Here is a 17,730-nt window from a genome sequence, read left to right as displayed (position 1 = left end):
ACACATTCACTGTTGTGGGGTAACCGAAGGCGTAATCCGCCACTGTTCATCTCGGTGAAAGCAGACGTGGTGGGTTACGCAGGCGACAGCGCTTCGCGCCGCCGCCCGCGAACCCACCCTACGAAACCTCACTCCGCAGCTTCCGCGTAATCGCTCACCGGCGGGCAGGAGCACACGAGGTTGCGGTCGCCGTAGACGTTGTCGACGCGGCCCACCGGGGACCAATATTTGTCGGTGCGCGAGACGCCGGCGGGAAAGCAACCCTCGGTGCGGGTGTAGGCGCGCTTCCAATCGTCGTCGGCGATGTCGTGCACGGTGTGCGGGGCGTGGCGCAGGGGCGAGGCCTCGATCTTGAAGCGGCCGGCCTCGACCTCTGCGATCTCCTTGCGGATCGCGATCATGGCGTCGCAGAAGCGATCGAGCTCCGCCTTGGATTCGGACTCGGTCGGGCTCGATCATCAGCGTGCCCGGCACCGGGAAGCTCATGGTCGGGGCGTGGAAGCCGTAATCGATCAGGCGTTTTGCGATGTCGTCGACGGTGACGCCGCTGGTCGTCTTCAGTTGACGGGGATCGACGATGCACTCATGCGCGACGCGGCCTTTGGCGTTCTTGTAGAGTACCGGGAAGTGCGGATCGAGACGCGCTGCGATGTAATTGGCGTTGAGGATCGCGATCTCGGTGGCGCGCTTCAGGCCTTCGTCGCCCATCATCAGGATGTAGATGTAGGAGATGGTGAGGATCGAAGCCGACCCGAACGGCGCGGCCGAGGCCGGGCCGACCGGCGCTTCAGCATTCGTCATCGGATGACCCGGCAGGAACGGCGCGAGATGCGCCTTGACGCCGATCGGGCCCATGCCGGGGCCGCCGCCGCCATGCGGGATGCAGAAGGTCTTGTGCAGATTGAGATGGCTGACGTCCGCGCCGTAATCGCCGGGCCTCGAGAGGCCAACCTGCGCATTGAGGTTGGCGCCGTCCAGATACACCTGGCCGCCATGGCCGTGCACGATGTCGCAGATCTCGCGGATGTGCTCCTCGAACACGCCGTGGGTCGAGGGATAGGTGATCATGACCGCGGCGAGATTGTTCGCATGCTTCTCCGCCTTGGCGCGAAGATCATTGACGTCGACGTCGCCGTTCTTCTCGCAAGCGACCACCACGACGTCCATGCCGACCATCGCCGCCGAGGCCGGATTGGTGCCGTGGGCGGAGGAGGGGATCAGGCAGATCTTGCGATGGCTTTGTCCGCGCGCGGCATGATAGCCGCGGATCGCGAGCAGCCCGGCATATTCGCCCTGCGCGCCCGAGTTCGGCTGCAGCGAGATCGCGTCATAGCCGGTGATGTCGCACAGCCATTTTTCCAGCCGCGCGAACAGCGCGTGGTAGCCGGCCGCCTGCTCGCGCGGGACGAACGGATGCAGCGAGCCGAATTCCGGCCAGGTCAGCGGCATCATCTCGGTGGTCGCGTTCAGCTTCATGGTGCAGGATCCCAGCGGGATCATGGCGCGGTCGAGCGCGAGGTCGCGGTCGCTGAGCTTGCGCATATAGCGCAGCATCTCGGTCTCCGAGCGATGCGCGTGGAACACGGGGTGGGTCAGGAAAGCGGTGGTGCGCTTCAGATCGTCCGGCAGTGCCTCGCGCGTCTCGGCATCGATCTCGGCATAGGCGAGAGAGCCGCCGAAGGCGCGCCAGACCGCTTCGACCGTCGCAGGCGTCGTGGTCTCGTCGAGCGCGATGCGAAGCGCGGTATCACCGACACCGAGATTGATCTTCTCGCTTGCTGCCCGCGCGACGATCTCGGCGCGCTTGCCGCCGGCATCGACGCTCAGCGTGTCGAAGAAGCTGTCCGATTGCGGCGCGAAGCCGAGCTTGCGCAGGCCGCTCGCCAGTACCGCCGTGCGGCGATGCACGTTGCGCGCGATCTGCGTGAGGCCCTCGGGGCCGTGATAGACCGCATACATCGAAGCGATCACGGCGAGCAGCACCTGTGCGGTGCAGATGTTGGAGGTCGCCTTCTCGCGGCGGATGTGCTGCTCGCGGGTCTGCAGCGCAAGCCGGTAGGCCGGCGCCCCGCGGGAATCGACGGAGAGGCCGACGATGCGGCCGGGCAGCGAACGCTTCAGCGCATCGCGCACCGCCATATAGGCCGCGTGCGGCCCGCCATAGCCCATCGGCACGCCGAAGCGCTGGGCCGAGCCGATCGCGATGTCGGCGCCCAACTCGCCGGGCGAGGCCAGCAGCGTCAGCGCGAGGAGATCGGCGGCCAGAATCGCGAGCGCGCCCTTGGCCTTCAGCGCCGCGATCGCCGGCCTGAGGTCGCGCACCGCACCGGAAGAGCCGGGATATTGCAGCAGCGCGCCGAGCACGTCTGATTTGTCGAGGTCAGTGAGGGGATCGCCGACGACCAGAGTCCAGCCGAGCGGCTCGGCGCGGGTGCGCATCACCGCAAGCGTCTGCGGATGCACGTCCTTGTCGACGAAGAAGGCCTTCGCTTTCACCTGCGAGTGGCGCTCGGCCAGCGCCATGGCTTCGGCCGCGGCGGTGGCTTCATCGAGCAGCGAGGCGTTGGCGACGTCGAGCCCGGTGAGGTCGCAGATCATGGTCTGGAAGTTGAGCAGTGCCTCGAGCCGGCCCTGGCTGATCTCGGGCTGATAGGGCGTATAGGCGGTGTACCAGGCCGGGTTCTCCAGGATGTTGCGCTGGATCACTGCGGGCAGGATGGTGCCTGAATAGCCTTGGCCGATCAGCGAGGTGAAGACCTGGTTCTGGCCTGCGAGCTCGGCCATGTGCGCGATCGCCTCGGTCTCGCTGAGCGGCTTGCCGAGATCGAGCGGAGAGGCCTGCCGGATCGAGGCGGGGAGTGTCTCCGCCATCAGCGCGTCCACGCTTTTGGCGCTGACGGCCTCCAGCATCGCGGTGACGTCTCGCGCGGAGGGGCCGATGTGGCGGCGAACGAAGGAGGCGGTGTCGCCGTTGGATTTGCGGTGCGCGGTCATCATGGGTCCTCGCTAGATTTCGCTGTCATGCCCCGCGGAGGCGGGGCATCCAGTAAACGCAGGCAGTATTGCTAGAGCCGAGAAGCCGCAGCGTACTGGATCACCCGCCTTCGCGGGTGATGACACTGAGTATTGGGCGGCTACACTCGTCATCTCACGCCGTATGCGCCTTGTAGGCGGCTTCATCCATGAGGCCGCCGAGCTCGCTTCTGTCGGCCATCTTGATCTTGAAGAACCAGGCCTTGCCTTGCGCGTCCGAGTTCACCAGCGCCGGCTCGGCCACGAGCTCGGCATTGGTCTCGAGCACTTCGCCGGTCACGGGCGCGTAGACGTCGGAGGCCGCCTTGACGGATTCGACGACCGCGGCGGCTTCGGCCTTCTTCAGCGCGCGGCCGACCTTGGGCAGCTCGATGAACACGACGTCGCCGAGCTGCTGCTGGGCGTAATCGGTGATGCCGACCGTGGCGACGTCGCCGTCGATGGCGAGCCATTCATGGTCGGAAGTGTACAGCGTCGTGGTCATGTCTCGTCCTCAGCGTTTGTAGGTGTTTTTCACGAAGGGCATGGCGGCGACCGCGAGCGGCAGTCGCTGGCCACGCACCTCGGCGAAGAGTTTTGTGCCAAGCGCGCTCAGATTCGTGGGCACGTAGCCCATCGCAACCGGCGCATTCAGGCTCGGGCCGAAACCGCCCGAGGTGACTTGTCCGATCCGCTCGCCGCCCGCAGCGTCGGCAAACAGCAGCGCGCCCTCGCGCACCGGCGCGCGGCCTTCGGCGCGCAAGCCGACGCGGCGGCGTGATGCGCCGCCATCGAAATGAGCGAGGATCTTCGCAGCGCCCGGAAAGCCGCCGGCGCGTGCACCGCCGGTGCGGCGGCTTTTCTGTACCGACCATTCCAGCGCGGCCTCGACCGGCGTGGTCGTGGTGTCGATGTCGTGGCCGTACAGGCAGAGCCCGGCTTCCAGCCGCAGGCTGTCGCGGGCCCCGAGGCCGATCGGCAGCACGTCGGGATCTTCCAGCAGCATCTTTGCGAGGCGTTCGGCATCGCCTGATGGAACCGAGATCTCGAAGCCGTCCTCGCCGGTGTAGCCGGAGCGCGAGACGAAGCACTTGATGCCGGCGACCTCGTGCGGGCCGGCGTCCATGAATGTCATGGCGGGCGCCTCTGCACAGAATTTCGCCAGCACAGCTTCGGCCTTCGGGCCCTGCAGCGCGATCAGCGCGCGGTCGGCAAGCGGCTCGATCACGCAGGCGTCGGACAGGTTGGCGCGCAGGTGCGCCTCGTCCTCAGCCTTGCAGGCGGCGTTGACGACCAGGAACAGGTGATCGCCGAAATTGGCGACCATGAGGTCGTCGAGAATGCCGCCGTCGTCATTGGTGAACTGGGCGTAGCGCTGCCGCCCTGCGGCGATCGCCACGATATCCTGCGGCACCAGCCGCTCCAGCGCGCGGGCGGCGTCCTCCACATTGCCGGATTTCGGCCGGAGCGCGAGCTGGCCCATGTGGGAGACGTCGAACAGGCCCGCTTTGGTGCGGGTATGGACGTGCTCCTTCAAGACGCCCGCGGGGTACTGCACGGGCATGTCATAGCCCGCGAACGGCACCATCTTGCCCCCCAGGGACACATGGAGGTCGTAGAGGGGGGTGCGTTTCAGGGAGTCTTGGTCGTGCGCTAGCATCTTGAGGGCCCTCGGCGGTTCCCCGGGGAGGATTCCCCGATGGACACCAGTCGAAGCCCCATCTGTCGCTGTGCCTGAGAGTATTATCCCGTCGGCGGACGCTGTCCGGGTCTACACCCGTCGGCGCCTCTTTCCAGATGCTGTCAAAGCCACGCGGTCCTTTTGCCTGAGAGTTTCCGGGGCGGTTGCTCCTTCGGCGCCGGCTACCAGGTGCCGGTCTCTCCCGACGTGGCCGTACGATACAGATGGGTAGAGACCACAGCGGAGCCAAGCCTGTCAACGCGTCCGCGCGCCCTATCCAACGAGATTGCGCGCCTGCGGCAACCCTCTGATCTCCTTGCACAGTTTCTGGACAGCGAAGCTGGCCTTGTCTAAAAGCGCTTTGGCCCGCAGATATCAGCCTTAACGGTCCGGTTTGGACGGCAAAAAGCGGGCCCTAAAGCACGATGAGTCATCGCGCTTTAGCTCTTTGTTTGAGCATGATCTTTCCGGAAAACCGCTTCGCACTTTTCCGGATCATGCTCTAGCACACCCGATTGGATGAACATGAGCGGCGTCAACGAGATCAGGTCGACCTTTCTGAACTTCTTTGCCGAGAACGGCCACGAGATCGTGCCGTCCTCGCCGCTCGTGCCGCGCAACGACCCGACGTTGATGTTCACCAATGCCGGCATGGTGCAGTTCAAGAACGTCTTCACCGGCGTCGAGAAGCGGCCCTATCAGCGCGCCACCACCTCGCAGAAGTGTGTGCGCGCCGGCGGCAAGCACAACGACCTCGACAATGTCGGCTACACCGCGCGCCATCTCACCTTCTTCGAGATGCTCGGCAATTTCTCGTTCGGCGATTACTTCAAGGAGCGCGCGATCGAGCTCGCCTGGAAGCTGATCACGACCGAGTTCGGGCTGAAGAAGGACAAGCTGCTCGTCACCGTCTACCACACCGACGACGAGGCGGCAGGGCTGTGGAAGAAGATCGCCGGCTTCTCGGACGACCGCATCATCCGCATTCCGACCTCCGACAATTTCTGGGCGATGGGCGACACCGGGCCGTGCGGCCCTTGCTCGGAGATCTTCATCGACCGCGGTGAGCACATCTGGGGCGGTCCTCCCGGCTCGCCGGAAGAGGACGGCGACCGCTTCCTCGAATTCTGGAATCTCGTGTTCATGCAATACGAGCAGGTGACGAAGGAGGAGCGCGTTAATCTGCCGCGTCCCTCGATCGACACCGGCATGGGCCTGGAGCGCATGGCCTGCATCCTCCAGGGCGTCGAGACCGTGTTCGAGACCGACCTGTTCAAGAACCTGATCGATGCGGCCGCATCCGCGCTCGGCGCCGGGCCGAACCAGCGCACCGCGGCTTCGTTCCGCGTCATTGCCGACCATTTGCGCTCCTCGGCCTTCCTGGTCGCCGACGGCGTGCTGCCCTCCAACGAGGGCCGTGGCTATGTGCTGCGCCGGATCATGCGCCGCGCGATGCGCCATGCGCAGCTCCTGGGCGCCAAGGAGCCCTTGATGCATCGGCTGGTCTGGGCGTTGGTGCGCGAGATGGGCCAGGCCTATCCTGATCTGGTCCGCGCGGAAAAGCTGATCGAGGAAACGCTGCGGCTGGAAGAGACCCGCTTCCGCAAGACTCTTTCGCGCGGCTTGGCGATCCTGGACGAGAAGAGCGCCGGTCTGAAGAAAGGCGACATGTTCGACGGCGACGTCGCCTTCACGCTGTACGACACCTACGGCTTCCCGCTCGACCTGACCCAGGACGCGCTGAAGTTGCGCGGCATCGGCGTCGACCAGGCGGCGTTCACCGACGCGATGGAGCGCCAGAAGGCCAAGGCGCGCGAGTCTTGGAAGGGCTCGGGTGAGGCGGCCTCCGAGGCGATCTGGTTCCCGCTGCGCGAGAAGCTCGGCGCCACCGAATTCCTGGGCTACGAGACCGAGAGCGCCGAAGGCGTGGTCTCGGCGCTGGTCAAGGACGGCGCCGAGGTCGCGAGCCTCAAGGCCGGCGAGACGGGCGCGATCGTGCTGAACCAGACGCCGTTCTATGCGGAGTCCGGCGGCCAGGTCGGCGACACCGGCGTGTTCTCGGGCGAGGGCGGCATCAAGGTCCGCGTCACCGATACGCAGAAGAAGCTCGGCGACCTCTTCGTCCATATCGGCACGGTCGAGAGTGGCGAAGTGAAGCTCGGCACCGCGCTGCAGCTCGAGGTCGATCATTCCAGGCGCTCGACCATCCGCGCCCATCACTCGGCGACCCACATCATCCATGAGGCGCTGCGCCAGGTGCTCGGCGATCACATTGCCCAGCGCGGCTCGATGGTCGCGCCGGATCGGCTGCGCTTCGACTTCGTGCATCCGAAGCCGATCACTCCGGAAGAGCTCGCGCGGGTCGAGGACATCGCCAACGACGTGGTGCTGGAGAACGACGAGGTCACCACGCGCGTCATGGGCGTCGACGAGGCCCGCGAGGCCGGGGCGCGCGCGCTGTTCGGCGAGAAATATGGCGACGAGGTCCGCGTCGTCTCGATGGGCAGGACCGCGCGCGAGCGCGGCGCGAACGCGCTCGGCTGGTCGGTCGAGCTCTGCGGCGGCACGCATGTGAAGCGCACCGGCGATATCGGCCTGATCACGGTCACGAGCGAGAGCGCGGTCGCGTCGGGCGTGCGCCGGATCGAGGCGCTGACGGGCAACTACGCGCGAAAGCATGCCAACGACACCATGGCGCTGGCGAAGGTTGCGGCGAACGAGCTGCGCACCTCGCTCGACGACGTGCCGGCGCGCATCTCGGCGCTGATGGAGGAGCGCAAGAAGCTCGAGCGCGAGCTCTCCGATGCCCGCAAGAAGCTGGCGATGGGCGGCGGCGCTGCCGCCGGCAATAATGGCGCAGCGTCGGGCGTGCGCGAGGCCGGCGGCGTCAAGCTGATGGCGCGTGCGGTCGAAGGCATCGAGATGAAGGATCTCAAGAGTCTCGCCGACGACGGCAAGAAGCAGATTGGCTCGGGCGTCGTCGCCATCGTCGGCGTCACCGGGGACGGCAAGGCCGGAATTGTGGTCGGCGTCACACAGGACCTCACCGCGCGCTTCAATGCCGTGAATCTCGTGCGTATCGCCTCCGAGGCGCTCGGCGGCAAGGGCGGCGGCGGCCGGCCCGACATGGCCCAGGCCGGCGGCCCCGATGGCGCCAAGGCGTCCGAGGCCCTGAGCGCGATCGAAAAAGCGATGGCGGGCGCTTAAGGCGCGCGTCGCGGCTTCAATGGCAACGGCGTGGCGCCTTTCCGCGCCGTTCGGCCCGGAAAGCGGTCAGCCCTTCTTCAGGAAGACGTAGTCAGCCGAGTAGGGCACGCTCCTGAATTCGCCGGCCTTGTCGCAGACACCGTCGAGCTTGCCGCCACTTGTGTTGATGCGCTGGACCGTGGCGACTGATGTGAGCACGCCGTTGCCGCGGTGGGCCGTGACTTCCAGCTTCAGCCAGGGAATATCGGCGGCCAACGCGCCTGGCGCGTTGCCGACGGCCTTGCCGACCACGGCGCTGCCGTCGGCATGCTCCCAGTTCGGGCCGGCATAGTGGCGGCCGATCGTCTTGCCGTCTGAAAGCAGCGTTGCGATCGGCTCGCGGAAGGCCCAGGCGAGCTTGCCCTCGGTGCCCGCCTTGCACTCATAGACCTGCGCGCCCTCGGCGTGGACGCTGAGCACGACGCTCTCGCCCGGTGCGGCGATGGCGTCGGGGAGCGGGTCGGCGGCCGCAGCCGGTCCGGCGAGCAGCAACAGGCACGGCACGGCAAGCTTGATCGACATGGTCGCATCTCCGCGAAAGCTCACAAAAAGAAACGGGCCGCGCTGGTCGCGCGGCCCGTGATGATGTCTGGCCCGGTCGCGCGAAAGTGCGGCCGGTTTTACGCCGCCAGCTCTTTCGTGAGGTTCTCTGCGACCTTGTCGAGGAAGCCGGTGGTCGAGAGCCAGCGCTGGTCGGCGCCGACCAAGAGCGCGAGGTCCTTGGTCATGTAGCCAGCCTCGACGGTGTCGACGCAGACCTTCTCCAGCGTGGCCGCGAACTTGGCGAGCTCGGGGTTGTTGTCGAGCTTGGCGCGGTGCGACAGGCCTCTCGTCCAGGCGAAGATCGAGGCGATCGAGTTGGTCGAGGTCTCCTTGCCCTTCTGGTGCTCGCGGTAATGGCGGGTCACCGTGCCGTGGGCAGCTTCCGCCTCGACGGTCTTGCCGTCGGGGGTGAGCAGCACCGAGGTCATCAGGCCGAGCGAGCCGTAGCCCTGCGCGACCGTGTCGGACTGCACGTCGCCGTCGTAGTTCTTACAGGCCCAGACATAGCCGCCTGACCATTTCAGCGCCGAGGCCACCATGTCGTCGATCAGGCGGTGCTCGTAGGTCAGGCCCTTGGCGTCGAACTCCTTCTTGAACTCGCGGTCGAAGATGTCCTGGAAGATGTCCTTGAAGCGCCCGTCATAGACCTTGAGGATCGTGTTCTTGGTCGACAGGTACACCGGGTAATTGCGCAGCAGGCCGTAATTGAAGGAAGCGCGGGCGAAGTCGATGATGGAATCGTCGAGATTGTACATCTCCATCGCGACGCCGGCGCCGGGCGCCTTAAACACTTCCTTCTCGATCACGGTGCCGTCCTCGCCGACGAACTTCAGCGAGAGGGTGCCCTTGCCCGGGAACTTGATGTCGGTGGCGCGGTACTGGTCACCATAGGCGTGACGGCCGATGATGATCGGCTTGGTCCAGCCCGGAACCAGGCGCGGCACGTTCTTGCAGATGATCGGCTCGCGGAAGATCACGCCGCCGAGGATGTTGCGGATGGTGCCGTTCGGCGACTTCCACATCTGCTTGAGATTGAACTCCTTCACCCGGGCTTCATCGGGGGTGATGGTGGCGCATTTGACGCCGACGCCGACCTTCTTGATCGCCTCGGCCGCGTCGATCGTCACCTGATCGTTGGTGTGGTCGCGGTATTCCATGCCCAGGTCGAAATAGAGCAGCTCGACATCCAGGAACGGGTTGATCAGCTTGTCCTTGATGTACTGCCAGATGATCCGGGTCATCTCGTCGCCATCGAGCTCGACGACGGGATTGGATACCTTGATTTTTGCCATGGCGGATGGGGCCTTACTTTGAGGGTGTCGTAGGGAACAGCGCGTCCCGGTCAGGCCCTATAGCACCGCGGTGAAGAGGGTGGAAGGCGAATGGGCCGGAGGAATTGACTGGCCTTTATGCAAGGCAGAACCGTCGCTCCAGCCACGAACGCGTCTTGCCCTGGGGCATTGCCCGGACCACCCGGGCGGCCCCGTCAGGGCTTTTGCCCTGCTGGCGCTCGGCGACATGGAGGTACAGTCGGGCGGCACGCCAGCTCCGGTCGGGATGACAGAGTGCCAGGATCCTGGTCCAGACCGGCTTGGCCCAGTGGGCGTCGACCGCGAAACAGGCGGTCCACAGCGTCTCCAGCGCATAAGCCTGCGACGCTGCGGGAGTGACCTGGCCTGCGAGCGCCAGACATCGGGGCAACTCGCGTTCGACGAAATCGCGAAAGCCGCGCGCCATCGCCACGCTCAGCGGCCACGACATCACGGCGACCGTGCCATAGGCATCGTGACAGGCGAGAGCCTCGCGCGCCGCCTCCTCGAGAATCGACAAAGCGAGCTTCGGGTCGGCATGCTCGGCGACCGACGCCAGCGCCTGGACGCGATACCAGGCATCTGGGCAGCCGCGCGCTGCCTGGAGCGCCGCCGGAACGTTCGTGGCAGCAAGCTGGTGCGCACGGTGGCGTCCCATAACCGAGGCGCGCGAGGGTGAGGGAGAGCGAGAGCGGGACATTGGCGGCGCTGCGGACATCACGCGCTTGCGTCGCTACAAGCCGCGATCGGGTTCAAGGCAGCTCCGGAGCTGCGCGAAAAGTGGAATTTAACCTCATTATTTTGCTTGAGAATTCTGACAGGACAGGCAAACGCAAGGACACAGAAACGGGCCGGCTCACGGCCCCCTCTCAATCCATTCCTGAACAGCCGGCTCGAGAAAGTTGGTTGGCTAGGCCTTGAGAACCAGCGCGAAAGTGAAACGACATGTCGGGGACTGACAAGAGCAAGGCCGGCCTTTCCCTCGACGGTCCCATCGTGATCCTGGTCGAGCCGCAGCTCGGCGAGAACATCGGCATGGCCGCGCGCGCCATGGGCAATTTTGCCCTGAGCCGATTGCGCATCGTCAACCCGCGCGACGGCTGGCCAAACATCGCCGCCCAGCGAGCGGCCGCCGGCGCGGACCATATCCTGGAGAAGGCGCAGCTGTTCGACACGGTCGAGCAGGCGGTTGCCGATCTCGACCTCCTGTTCGCCACCACCGCACGCCCCCACGACCAAGCCAAGCCCGTGGTCGGGCCGGAGGCCGCAGCGGCCGAGATCGCGGGTCACGTCGCGACCGGCGGCAGGGCCGGCATCCTGTTCGGCCGCGAGCGCTGGGGGCTGACCAACGAGGAGGTCGGGCTCTGCAACCGCATCATCACCTTCCCGGTCAATCCGGGCTTTGCCTCGCTCAACCTCGCCCAGGCCGTGCTCTTGGTCGGCTATGAATGGTTCAAGCGTGCGACGTCGGGCGCGCTGCCGCACGCCATGCCTGAAAGATCCGAGCGCGCCTCGCAGCACCAGATGCAGGCCTTCTTCGACAACCTCGTGCGCGAGCTCGACAAGGTCGAGTTCCTGCGTCCGGCCGAGAAGCGCGACACCATGCTGGTGAACCTGCGCAACATCTTCACCCGGATGGAGCCGACCAAGCAGGACATGCACACCCTGCACGGCGTGATCATGGCAATCGCCGAGGGGCGCAAGGGGCCGGCCAAGGGCGGCGTGCTCGACGGCGAGCAGGCCACGCGCCTGCGCGCGCTGCTGGCCGAGCACGGGCAGGGCGGCGGTGTCCCCGACAGCGGCTCGACCGTGCGGGGCCTTGCTCGCCTGCTCCGCCGCAACCCGACCGACGCCGAACGCCTGCTCTGGCAGGCGCTGACGCGTGATCGCCGCTTCGCAGGTGGGTTCAAGCGCCAGACCCCGGTCGGGCGGCACATCCCGGATTTCGTCTCCTTCCCGCACCGGATCGCGATCGAGCTGGTGAACCCGGGCGAGGGCGAGGCGATCGCGGCAGATCGCGCGGCGCGGCGGACGTGGCTGGAAGCGCGCGACTATCGGGTGCTCGACATTCGGGCAGTGGATGTGGAGCGCGATCTCGAGGCGGAGCTGGTGCGGCTGCAGGGGATGGTGGAGCAGAGCGCGTAGGTGCCGTAGGGTGGGCAAAGGGAAGCGTGCCCACCACATCAATCAACGAAGCTGAGACAGAATGGTGGGCACGGCGCTTTGCGCCTTTGCCCACCCTACGAAATCTTCGTAGCCCGGATGGAGCGGAGCGTAATCCGGGACGGTGTCCCCGCATTCCGCTTCGCTGCATGCGGGCTACGAGACCGGCGCGATCACACCGCCTCCAGCTGATCCGCCGCGCGCTTCTTCTTCGCCTTGGCCTGGCCGAGCAGGGGACCTGCCGTAAGCGCCGCGGTATCCGCGACGCCCGGGTCGCGCGAGATCATCGCGGCGACGATGGCGCCGTCGATGATGAGGCCGAGCTGGTGCGCCAGCACTGCTGGCTCGGCTGAGCCGAGCTCGCCGGCGAGTTTCTCGATGTGGCCGAGCACGATCTTCTTGTGCTTCAGCGCGATGTTGCGGAATTGCTTGGCGTCCTTGTCGTGCTCGCCGACGGCGTTGATGAAGGGGCAGCCGTAGAAGCGCTCTTCGGCGAACCAGCTCTTCAGCGCAGGGAAGATGCGCGTGAGTTTCGCCTGCGCATCGCCGCCGCCTTGCTCCATGGCGCCGATGAACCATTCGCGCCATTGCTTGCCTTCGCTCTCCAGCACCGCGTTGACGAGGTTGGTCTTGGAGCCGAACAATTTGTAGAGCGTGGTCTTGGCGGTGCCGGCTTCCTCGATGATCGCATCGATGCCGGTGGCGTTGATGCCGTTCTTGCAGAACAGATGCGTCGCCGCGTTGAGAAGGCGACCGCGTGCGGATTCGTCGTCGCCAGCAGCGGCGTGGGGCGAATTCTTCTTCGATGACGTCTTTGCCATGGACTCAAACTTACCCGCAGCCGTGCCGCATCAGCAAGCCGCATCTGTTTCGCGCTGAAAAGATTCGCAAAGCCTGGCCGCTCTGCATCGCGTTTGAGCAAGGACCGGCTGTTCAATCCGCAGGCATGAAGGCTTAAGCGGCTCCAAAGCCTCGGCTTTTGTTTTTCGCGGGCTCTGGCACGCTCCATGCAAGGAAACAGACCGTTCGGTATCCTGCCGATTTCCACTTCTGCCAGGGAGAAGATTGATGACTGCCGTCGTTCAGAAGACAGTGCTGACGGGGTGCCTCGCGCCCATCGACAAGAACGGGCTCGAGCAACTGATTGCCAACGGCAAGGCAAACCCGAAGGTCATCAAGACCTTGAAGTGCAAGACGGTCGCGGAGGGCAAATTCCGCCACGCCAACTATATCCGCAACCTGCCGCCCTACATCGTCGACGAGCCGCCGGGGCTTTTGGGTGACGACACCGCGCCCAATCCGTCGGAGGCCTCGCTGGCCGCGCTCGGCTCGTGCCTTGCCGTCGGCCTGCATGCCAACGCCGTGCATCGCGGCTGGATCGTCAACAAGCTCGAGCTGGAGCTGGAAGGGGATCTCAACATCACCGCGGTCTGGGGCACCGGCGACACCTCCGACAAGCCGGTCGGCTTCACCGATGTCCGCGTCAAGGTCGACATGGAATGCGAGGGCATCTCGCCGGACGAGATCAATGCGCTGGTGGCCCATGTGAAGAAATGGTCGCCGGTCGCCAACACCTTCACCCGGCCGGTCAATCTCGAGGTCGGCATCTAGCAGGCGGCAATCAGGACAGGGTGCGGGAGACGATCATGGGTTCACTGGCTTTATCGCGGGCCGACGTTCTGGATCAGCCCGCACCGTCGATTGCGGACGAGGTGGCGCGGATCGCGCGCCAAGAACTCGCGCCGCTGGCCGCCGGCATCGACGACGGTTCGGTCTATCCGGCCGAGGTGCTGCGCAAGCTCGGCGCGGTCGGGGCGTGGGGCAGTCATGTACCGCACGAAGGCCCCGCCGATCTGCGCTGCGCGATCCAGGCGATGGCGGCGATCGGCGAGGTCTGCGGTGCGACGGCCTTCATGGCCTGGTGCCAGAACACGCTGGTCTGGTACGCGGCGAATTCCACCAATGTGAAGCTCGCAAAGCGCTTCGGCGATGCCTTCTCGACCGGTCACGTGCTCGGCGGCACCGGGCTCTCCAATCCCATGAAGAGCTTTTTCGGCATCGAGAAGCTCAAGCTGAAGGGCCGCAAGGTCGAGGGCGGCTACATCGTGCGCGGTGCGTTGCCCTGGGTCTCCAACCTCGGGCCTGATCACTACTTCGGCACCATCTTCGAACGCGAGGATGTTGCGGGCATCGCAAGTGGCGAGCACGGCACTGTCATGTTCCTGGCCGATTGCTCCGACCCCGCGATCACGCTGACGCCGTGCAAGCCGTTCCTCGCGATGGACGGCACCGGCACCTATGGCGTGCAGTTCCGCGACGCTTTCGTGCCCGATGAGCTGATCCTGGCCGATCCCGCCGCGCCCTTCGTCAAGAAGATCCGCGCCGGCTTCATCTTGCTGCAGGCCGGCATGGCGCTGGGGGTGATCAAGGATTGCATCAACATCATGGACGAGGTCGACAATCCCCTCGGCCATATCAACCGCTATTTGCCGCAGCAGCCGGTGCATTTCCGCGAGCTCGCCGCCGAGCTCGAGGCCGAGGCCATGGCGCTGGCGCGCGATCCCTACAACGAGGAGGAGACCTATTGGCGCAAGGTGATTGCGCTGCGGCTGCGCGCCGGCGAAGCCAGTGTCGCGGCGGCGCATGCGGCGATGCTGCATTGTGGTGCCCGCGGCTATCTCAAAAGCCACCGGGCGCAGCGGCGCCTGCGCGAGGCCTATTTCGTCGCGATCGTCACGCCGGCCACCAAGCAGCTGCGCAAGATGCTCGCCGATTTCTGAGTTCTACGAGTCCACCCCACCAACCTCAACGGAGAGGCTGCCATGACTGACGTTCTGATCACTGCCGTCGAACTCGCCGATCTCTTGAAGACCGAGCCGTGTGTCGTCATCGACACCCGCAACCCCGATGCTTACGCCGCCGGGCACCTGCCGGGCGCCGTGGACGTGCACGAGATCTTTACGTTCCTAGCGACCTCGACGCCGGAAGGCGTGGCCGAACTCAAGACGAAATTCGCCGATGCGTTCGGCGCTGCCGGTCTTTCCGGCAAGGAGACGGCGGTGATCTACGAACAGTCGATGAACTCCGGCTTCGGCCAATCCTGCCGCGGCTATTACCTGCTCACCATGCTCGGCTATCCCAAGGTGAAGGTGTTGCATGGCGGCTTCGACGCCTGGTCGGCCGCGGGCTTCCCGGTGACCAAGGATGTGCCCGCGCCTGAGAAGGCCTCGTTCGTGATCGTGCCCGAAGCGGGCGAGATCCTGATCGACGCCAAGACCATGCTCGCCGCGGTCGGCAAGCCCGGCATCGCGATCCTCGACGTGCGCGACGTCGACGAGTGGATCGGCGACAGCTCATCCCCGTACGGCAAGGATTTCTGCCCGCGCAAGGGCCGCATTCCCGGCGCCGTGTGGCTGGAATGGTATCGCATGATGAAGCCGACCGCCGAAGGCCCGCGCTTCAAATCGAAGGATGAGATTCTGGCCGAATGCGCCACCGTCGGCATCTCGCAGACCACGCCGGTCTATCTCTATTGCTTCAAGGGCGCGCGCGCTTCGAACACGTTCCTGGCGCTGAAGAACGCCGGCGTGAAGGACGTGCGGATGTATTTCGGCTCCTGGAACGAATGGTCGCGCGATCCGTCCTTGCCGATCGAGCAGGGCCTCCCGATGGCGGCTGGCGTGACGACCAAGGCGGCGTGAGCAAGCGCCTCGTCCTTCGAGACGACCGCTTCGCGGTCTCCTCAGGATGAGGCTAAGCGGGACCGGTGTCTGTTGATACTGTTGCCGCGCACTCCGACCTCATCCTGAGGAGCCCGCCTAAAGCGGGCGTCTCGAAGGATGGGCCCCTTGCGGACGAGGCGCGATTCCCAGCGCCTTGATCCGCGAGGCCAGCGTGGTCGGCTTGATGTCGAGGATCTCGGCGGCGCCGCCGGGGCCGAAGACTTTTCCGGCGCAGGCCTCGAGCGCGGCGAGAATGTTGGCGCGCTCGTGGTCGCGCATTTCCGACGACGTCATGATTGCGGGGCGCGCGTCGGGCCTCTGGCGGGTGGCGCCGCTAGGCGCTTGTGCGCCTGAAGTATCCGGCAGATCGATGCGCAGGCGGCCGTTCTGCGACAGGATCGCGGCGCGCTCGATCACGTTCTGCAGTTCGCGGACGTTGCCGGGCCAGTCGTAGCGGGTCAGCCGCCGCGCGTCGCCCTCCGACAGACGCAGGTTCGATTTCAGCGCCTTGCTCTCGCGCGTCAGGAAATGCTGGGCAAGCAGGGGAATGTCCTCGCGCCGCTCGCGCAAGGGGACGGTCTCGATCGGAAACACGTTGAGGCGGAAATAGAGGTCTTCGCGAAAGCGACCGCGCTGGACCTCCTGCTTGAGATCGCGATTGGTCGCGGCGATGACGCGAACGTCGACGGCGCGGGTGCGCGCCTCGCCGACACGCTCGAAATGGCCTTCCTGCAGCACGCGCAGCAGCTTGCCTTGCAGCTCGAGCGGGATCTCGCCGACCTCGTCGAGGAATAGCGTGCCGCCGTCGGCGAGCTCGAAGCGGCCGATGCGGTCGCGCGTTGCGCCGGTGAAGGCGCCGCGGACATGGCCGAAGAACTCGCTTTCGAACAATTCGCGCGGGATCGCAGCGCAGTTGACGCGGATCAGCGGCCGGTCGCTGCGGGTGGAATCCTCGTGGATGGCGCGCGCGATCAGCTCCTTGCCGGTGCCGGATTCGCCGGTGATCATCACCGCCGCGGCGGTCGGCGCGACCAGCTTGACCTGGCGCAGCGTCTTCTGGATCGCCTCGCTGCCCCCGATGATGCCGCGCGGGTTGGTTTCGATGCGGATTTCCTCCTGGAGATAAGCGTTCTCCAGCTCGAGCCGCTCGCGCAGACGGTCGACCTCGGCAAGCGCCGCGTGCAGCTTCTCGGCGGCCTCGCGGCGCTGGCTGACGTCGCGAAACACCACGACGGCGCCGACCACGACGCCGCGATCGCGGATCGGCGTCGATGTGTATTCGACCCAGGCGGGCGAGCCGTCCTTGCGCCAAAACACCTCGCCGTCGACCTGGTGCACGGCGCCGTCGCGGAATGCCGCATAGATCGGGCAGTCATGATTGTGATAGTGCCGGCCGTCGTGGTGGGTGTGGTGCACGATCGGGTGGATCTCCTTGCCGACCAGCTCCTCGGCGGTCCAGCCCAGCATGCGCTCGGCCGCAGGGTTGACGAAGGTGGTCTTGCCTTCGGCGTTGACGCCATAGATCCCTTCGCCGGCGGCGCGCAGGATCAGCTGGTTCTCGCGCTCGATGTCCTGGAACACGCGCTCGACCCGCTGCCAGGTCGAGATGCCGCCGCGCATATGGTCTTCGGCGGCGGCATCGACATTGCGCCGGCGGCGGGCTTCGAGGTCGGTCAGCGTCAGCAGCAGCAGCGAGCGGCCGTCATGCGGCAGCAGGCAGCCGGCATATTCGAGCTTGAGATCTTGCCCGGTCGCGTGGCGGGGATTGAGCGCGGTGGTCCAGTAGGCGCCCTTGTGCAGCACGGCCTGGGTGAAGACGGTGAGGGCGGCAAGCTCGCCGGCGTGGAGCGTGCTGGCCCTGGTCTGCCGCAGCAAAGCGCGGTCGTAACCGAGCAGGGCGCAGGCGGCGGGATTGGCATCGACGATCTGGTCGCCATAGGGATCGACCAGCAGCATCGCCTCGACCGAGGATTCGAACGCCGCGATGCGCGGGTCGATGACGGGGGCCATCTCGTCGTGGACGGGCATTGGCGTCGTTGCCATTGCGAAATCT

12 protein-coding genes, 1 pseudogene and 1 riboswitch are annotated in these 17,730 nt (G+C 65.8%); of the genes and pseudogenes, 5 read left to right on the top strand and 8 right to left on the bottom strand.

Annotated elements, in window-relative coordinates; translation table 11 throughout:
- Positions 1–128: 128 nt before the first annotated feature.
- The 3 genes and pseudogenes from gcvP to gcvT all read right to left on the bottom strand — a co-directional run bounded on the left by gcvP (position 129) and on the right by gcvT (position 4,672).
- Positions 129–2,994 (bottom strand): annotated as a pseudogene (gene gcvP, locus ACVWYQ_RS10140) (aminomethyl-transferring glycine dehydrogenase).
- 154 nt (positions 2,995–3,148) lie between these two features.
- On the bottom strand, positions 3,149–3,517 hold the full coding sequence (gene gcvH, locus ACVWYQ_RS10135; RefSeq protein ID WP_404539842.1) for a glycine cleavage system protein GcvH: 369 nt from the start codon (positions 3,515–3,517) through the stop codon (positions 3,149–3,151).
- A gap of 9 nt (positions 3,518–3,526) precedes the next feature.
- A complete protein-coding gene (gene gcvT, locus ACVWYQ_RS10130) occupies positions 3,527–4,672 on the bottom strand; it encodes a glycine cleavage system aminomethyltransferase GcvT (RefSeq protein WP_404539845.1) in 1,146 nt (381 codons plus the stop codon).
- A gap of 145 nt (positions 4,673–4,817) precedes the next feature.
- Positions 4,818–4,908, bottom strand: a riboswitch (glycine riboswitch).
- 310 nt (positions 4,909–5,218) lie between these two features.
- Between gcvT and alaS the strand changes: the two genes are divergently transcribed.
- Complete coding sequence (alaS, locus tag ACVWYQ_RS10125) at positions 5,219–7,900, top strand: alanine--tRNA ligase (protein ID WP_404539848.1); 2,682 nt, start codon at positions 5,219–5,221, stop codon at positions 7,898–7,900.
- Between the two features lie 66 nt (positions 7,901–7,966).
- On the opposite strand, the gene ACVWYQ_RS10120 is transcribed toward alaS, so the two are convergent.
- From ACVWYQ_RS10120 to ACVWYQ_RS10110, 3 genes are all read right to left on the bottom strand, one after another.
- Positions 7,967–8,461 carry a DUF3455 domain-containing protein gene (locus ACVWYQ_RS10120; protein WP_404539851.1) on the bottom strand — a complete coding sequence of 165 codons (495 nt, stop codon included), beginning with the start codon at positions 8,459–8,461 and terminating at the stop codon, positions 7,967–7,969.
- A gap of 98 nt (positions 8,462–8,559) precedes the next feature.
- Positions 8,560–9,774, bottom strand: a complete 1,215-nt coding sequence (locus ACVWYQ_RS10115; protein WP_036043844.1) for an NADP-dependent isocitrate dehydrogenase — start codon at positions 9,772–9,774, stop codon at positions 8,560–8,562.
- A gap of 115 nt (positions 9,775–9,889) precedes the next feature.
- A complete protein-coding gene (locus tag ACVWYQ_RS10110; RefSeq protein WP_271544996.1) occupies positions 9,890–10,450 on the bottom strand; it encodes a hypothetical protein in 561 nt (186 codons plus the stop codon).
- Positions 10,451–10,737: 287 nt separating this feature from the next.
- Here ACVWYQ_RS10110 and ACVWYQ_RS10105 point away from each other — a divergent pair, with 287 nt between their 5' ends.
- Positions 10,738–11,937, top strand: a complete 1,200-nt coding sequence (locus ACVWYQ_RS10105) for a TrmJ/YjtD family RNA methyltransferase (protein ID WP_404539855.1) — start codon at positions 10,738–10,740, stop codon at positions 11,935–11,937.
- Between the two features lie 191 nt (positions 11,938–12,128).
- On the opposite strand, the gene ACVWYQ_RS10100 is transcribed toward ACVWYQ_RS10105, so the two are convergent.
- Positions 12,129–12,776 (bottom strand): TetR/AcrR family transcriptional regulator, encoded by a 648-nt coding sequence (locus tag ACVWYQ_RS10100; protein WP_271544983.1) that lies wholly within the window; start codon positions 12,774–12,776, stop codon positions 12,129–12,131.
- Between the two features lie 247 nt (positions 12,777–13,023).
- Here ACVWYQ_RS10100 and ACVWYQ_RS10095 point away from each other — a divergent pair, with 247 nt between their 5' ends.
- Genes ACVWYQ_RS10095 through ACVWYQ_RS10085 form a run of 3 tightly spaced genes read left to right on the top strand, consistent with a single transcriptional unit; the run spans position 13,024 to position 15,656 of the window.
- A complete protein-coding gene (locus ACVWYQ_RS10095) occupies positions 13,024–13,566 on the top strand; it encodes an OsmC family protein (RefSeq protein ID WP_027576569.1) in 543 nt (180 codons plus the stop codon).
- A gap of 35 nt (positions 13,567–13,601) precedes the next feature.
- The gene (locus tag ACVWYQ_RS10090) at positions 13,602–14,735 is read left to right on the top strand and encodes an acyl-CoA dehydrogenase family protein (protein WP_456725600.1); all 1,134 of its coding nucleotides are present in this window, start codon (positions 13,602–13,604) and stop codon (positions 14,733–14,735) included.
- Between the two features lie 42 nt (positions 14,736–14,777).
- Positions 14,778–15,656, top strand: coding sequence for a sulfurtransferase (locus tag ACVWYQ_RS10085; protein WP_456725599.1), 879 nt, complete (start codon positions 14,778–14,780; stop codon positions 15,654–15,656).
- Positions 15,657–15,773: 117 nt separating this feature from the next.
- Here ACVWYQ_RS10085 and ACVWYQ_RS10080 read toward each other — a convergent pair whose 3' ends face one another.
- Complete coding sequence (locus tag ACVWYQ_RS10080; RefSeq protein ID WP_404651068.1) at positions 15,774–17,720, bottom strand: sigma 54-interacting transcriptional regulator; 1,947 nt, start codon at positions 17,718–17,720, stop codon at positions 15,774–15,776.
- Between the last annotated feature and the right edge of the window lie 10 nt (positions 17,721–17,730).

This window comes from Bradyrhizobium sp. USDA 3397 (assembly GCF_054060965.1).
This window is presented reverse-complemented; position numbering and strand designations above follow the sequence as displayed.

What these genes read in the sequence shown, in the direction of transcription:
- gcvH (WP_404539842.1), bottom strand. Translation starts at nt 3,517, where the DNA reads ATGACCACGACGCTGTACACTTCCGACCATGAATGGCTCGCCATCGAC.
- gcvT (WP_404539845.1), bottom strand. Translation starts at nt 4,672, where the DNA reads ATGCTAGCGCACGACCAAGACTCCCTGAAACGCACCCCCCTCTACGAC.
- alaS (WP_404539848.1), top strand. Translation starts at nt 5,219, where the DNA reads ATGAGCGGCGTCAACGAGATCAGGTCGACCTTTCTGAACTTCTTTGCC.
- ACVWYQ_RS10120 (WP_404539851.1), bottom strand. Translation starts at nt 8,461, where the DNA reads ATGTCGATCAAGCTTGCCGTGCCGTGCCTGTTGCTGCTCGCCGGACCG.
- ACVWYQ_RS10115 (WP_036043844.1), bottom strand. Translation starts at nt 9,774, where the DNA reads ATGGCAAAAATCAAGGTATCCAATCCCGTCGTCGAGCTCGATGGCGAC.
- ACVWYQ_RS10110 (WP_271544996.1), bottom strand. Translation starts at nt 10,450, where the DNA reads ATGGGACGCCACCGTGCGCACCAGCTTGCTGCCACGAACGTTCCGGCG.
- ACVWYQ_RS10105 (WP_404539855.1), top strand. Translation starts at nt 10,738, where the DNA reads ATGTCGGGGACTGACAAGAGCAAGGCCGGCCTTTCCCTCGACGGTCCC.
- ACVWYQ_RS10100 (WP_271544983.1), bottom strand. Translation starts at nt 12,776, where the DNA reads ATGGCAAAGACGTCATCGAAGAAGAATTCGCCCCACGCCGCTGCTGGC.
- ACVWYQ_RS10095 (WP_027576569.1), top strand. Translation starts at nt 13,024, where the DNA reads ATGACTGCCGTCGTTCAGAAGACAGTGCTGACGGGGTGCCTCGCGCCC.
- ACVWYQ_RS10090 (WP_456725600.1), top strand. Translation starts at nt 13,602, where the DNA reads ATGGGTTCACTGGCTTTATCGCGGGCCGACGTTCTGGATCAGCCCGCA.
- ACVWYQ_RS10085 (WP_456725599.1), top strand. Translation starts at nt 14,778, where the DNA reads ATGACTGACGTTCTGATCACTGCCGTCGAACTCGCCGATCTCTTGAAG.
- ACVWYQ_RS10080 (WP_404651068.1), bottom strand. Translation starts at nt 17,720, where the DNA reads ATGGCAACGACGCCAATGCCCGTCCACGACGAGATGGCCCCCGTCATC.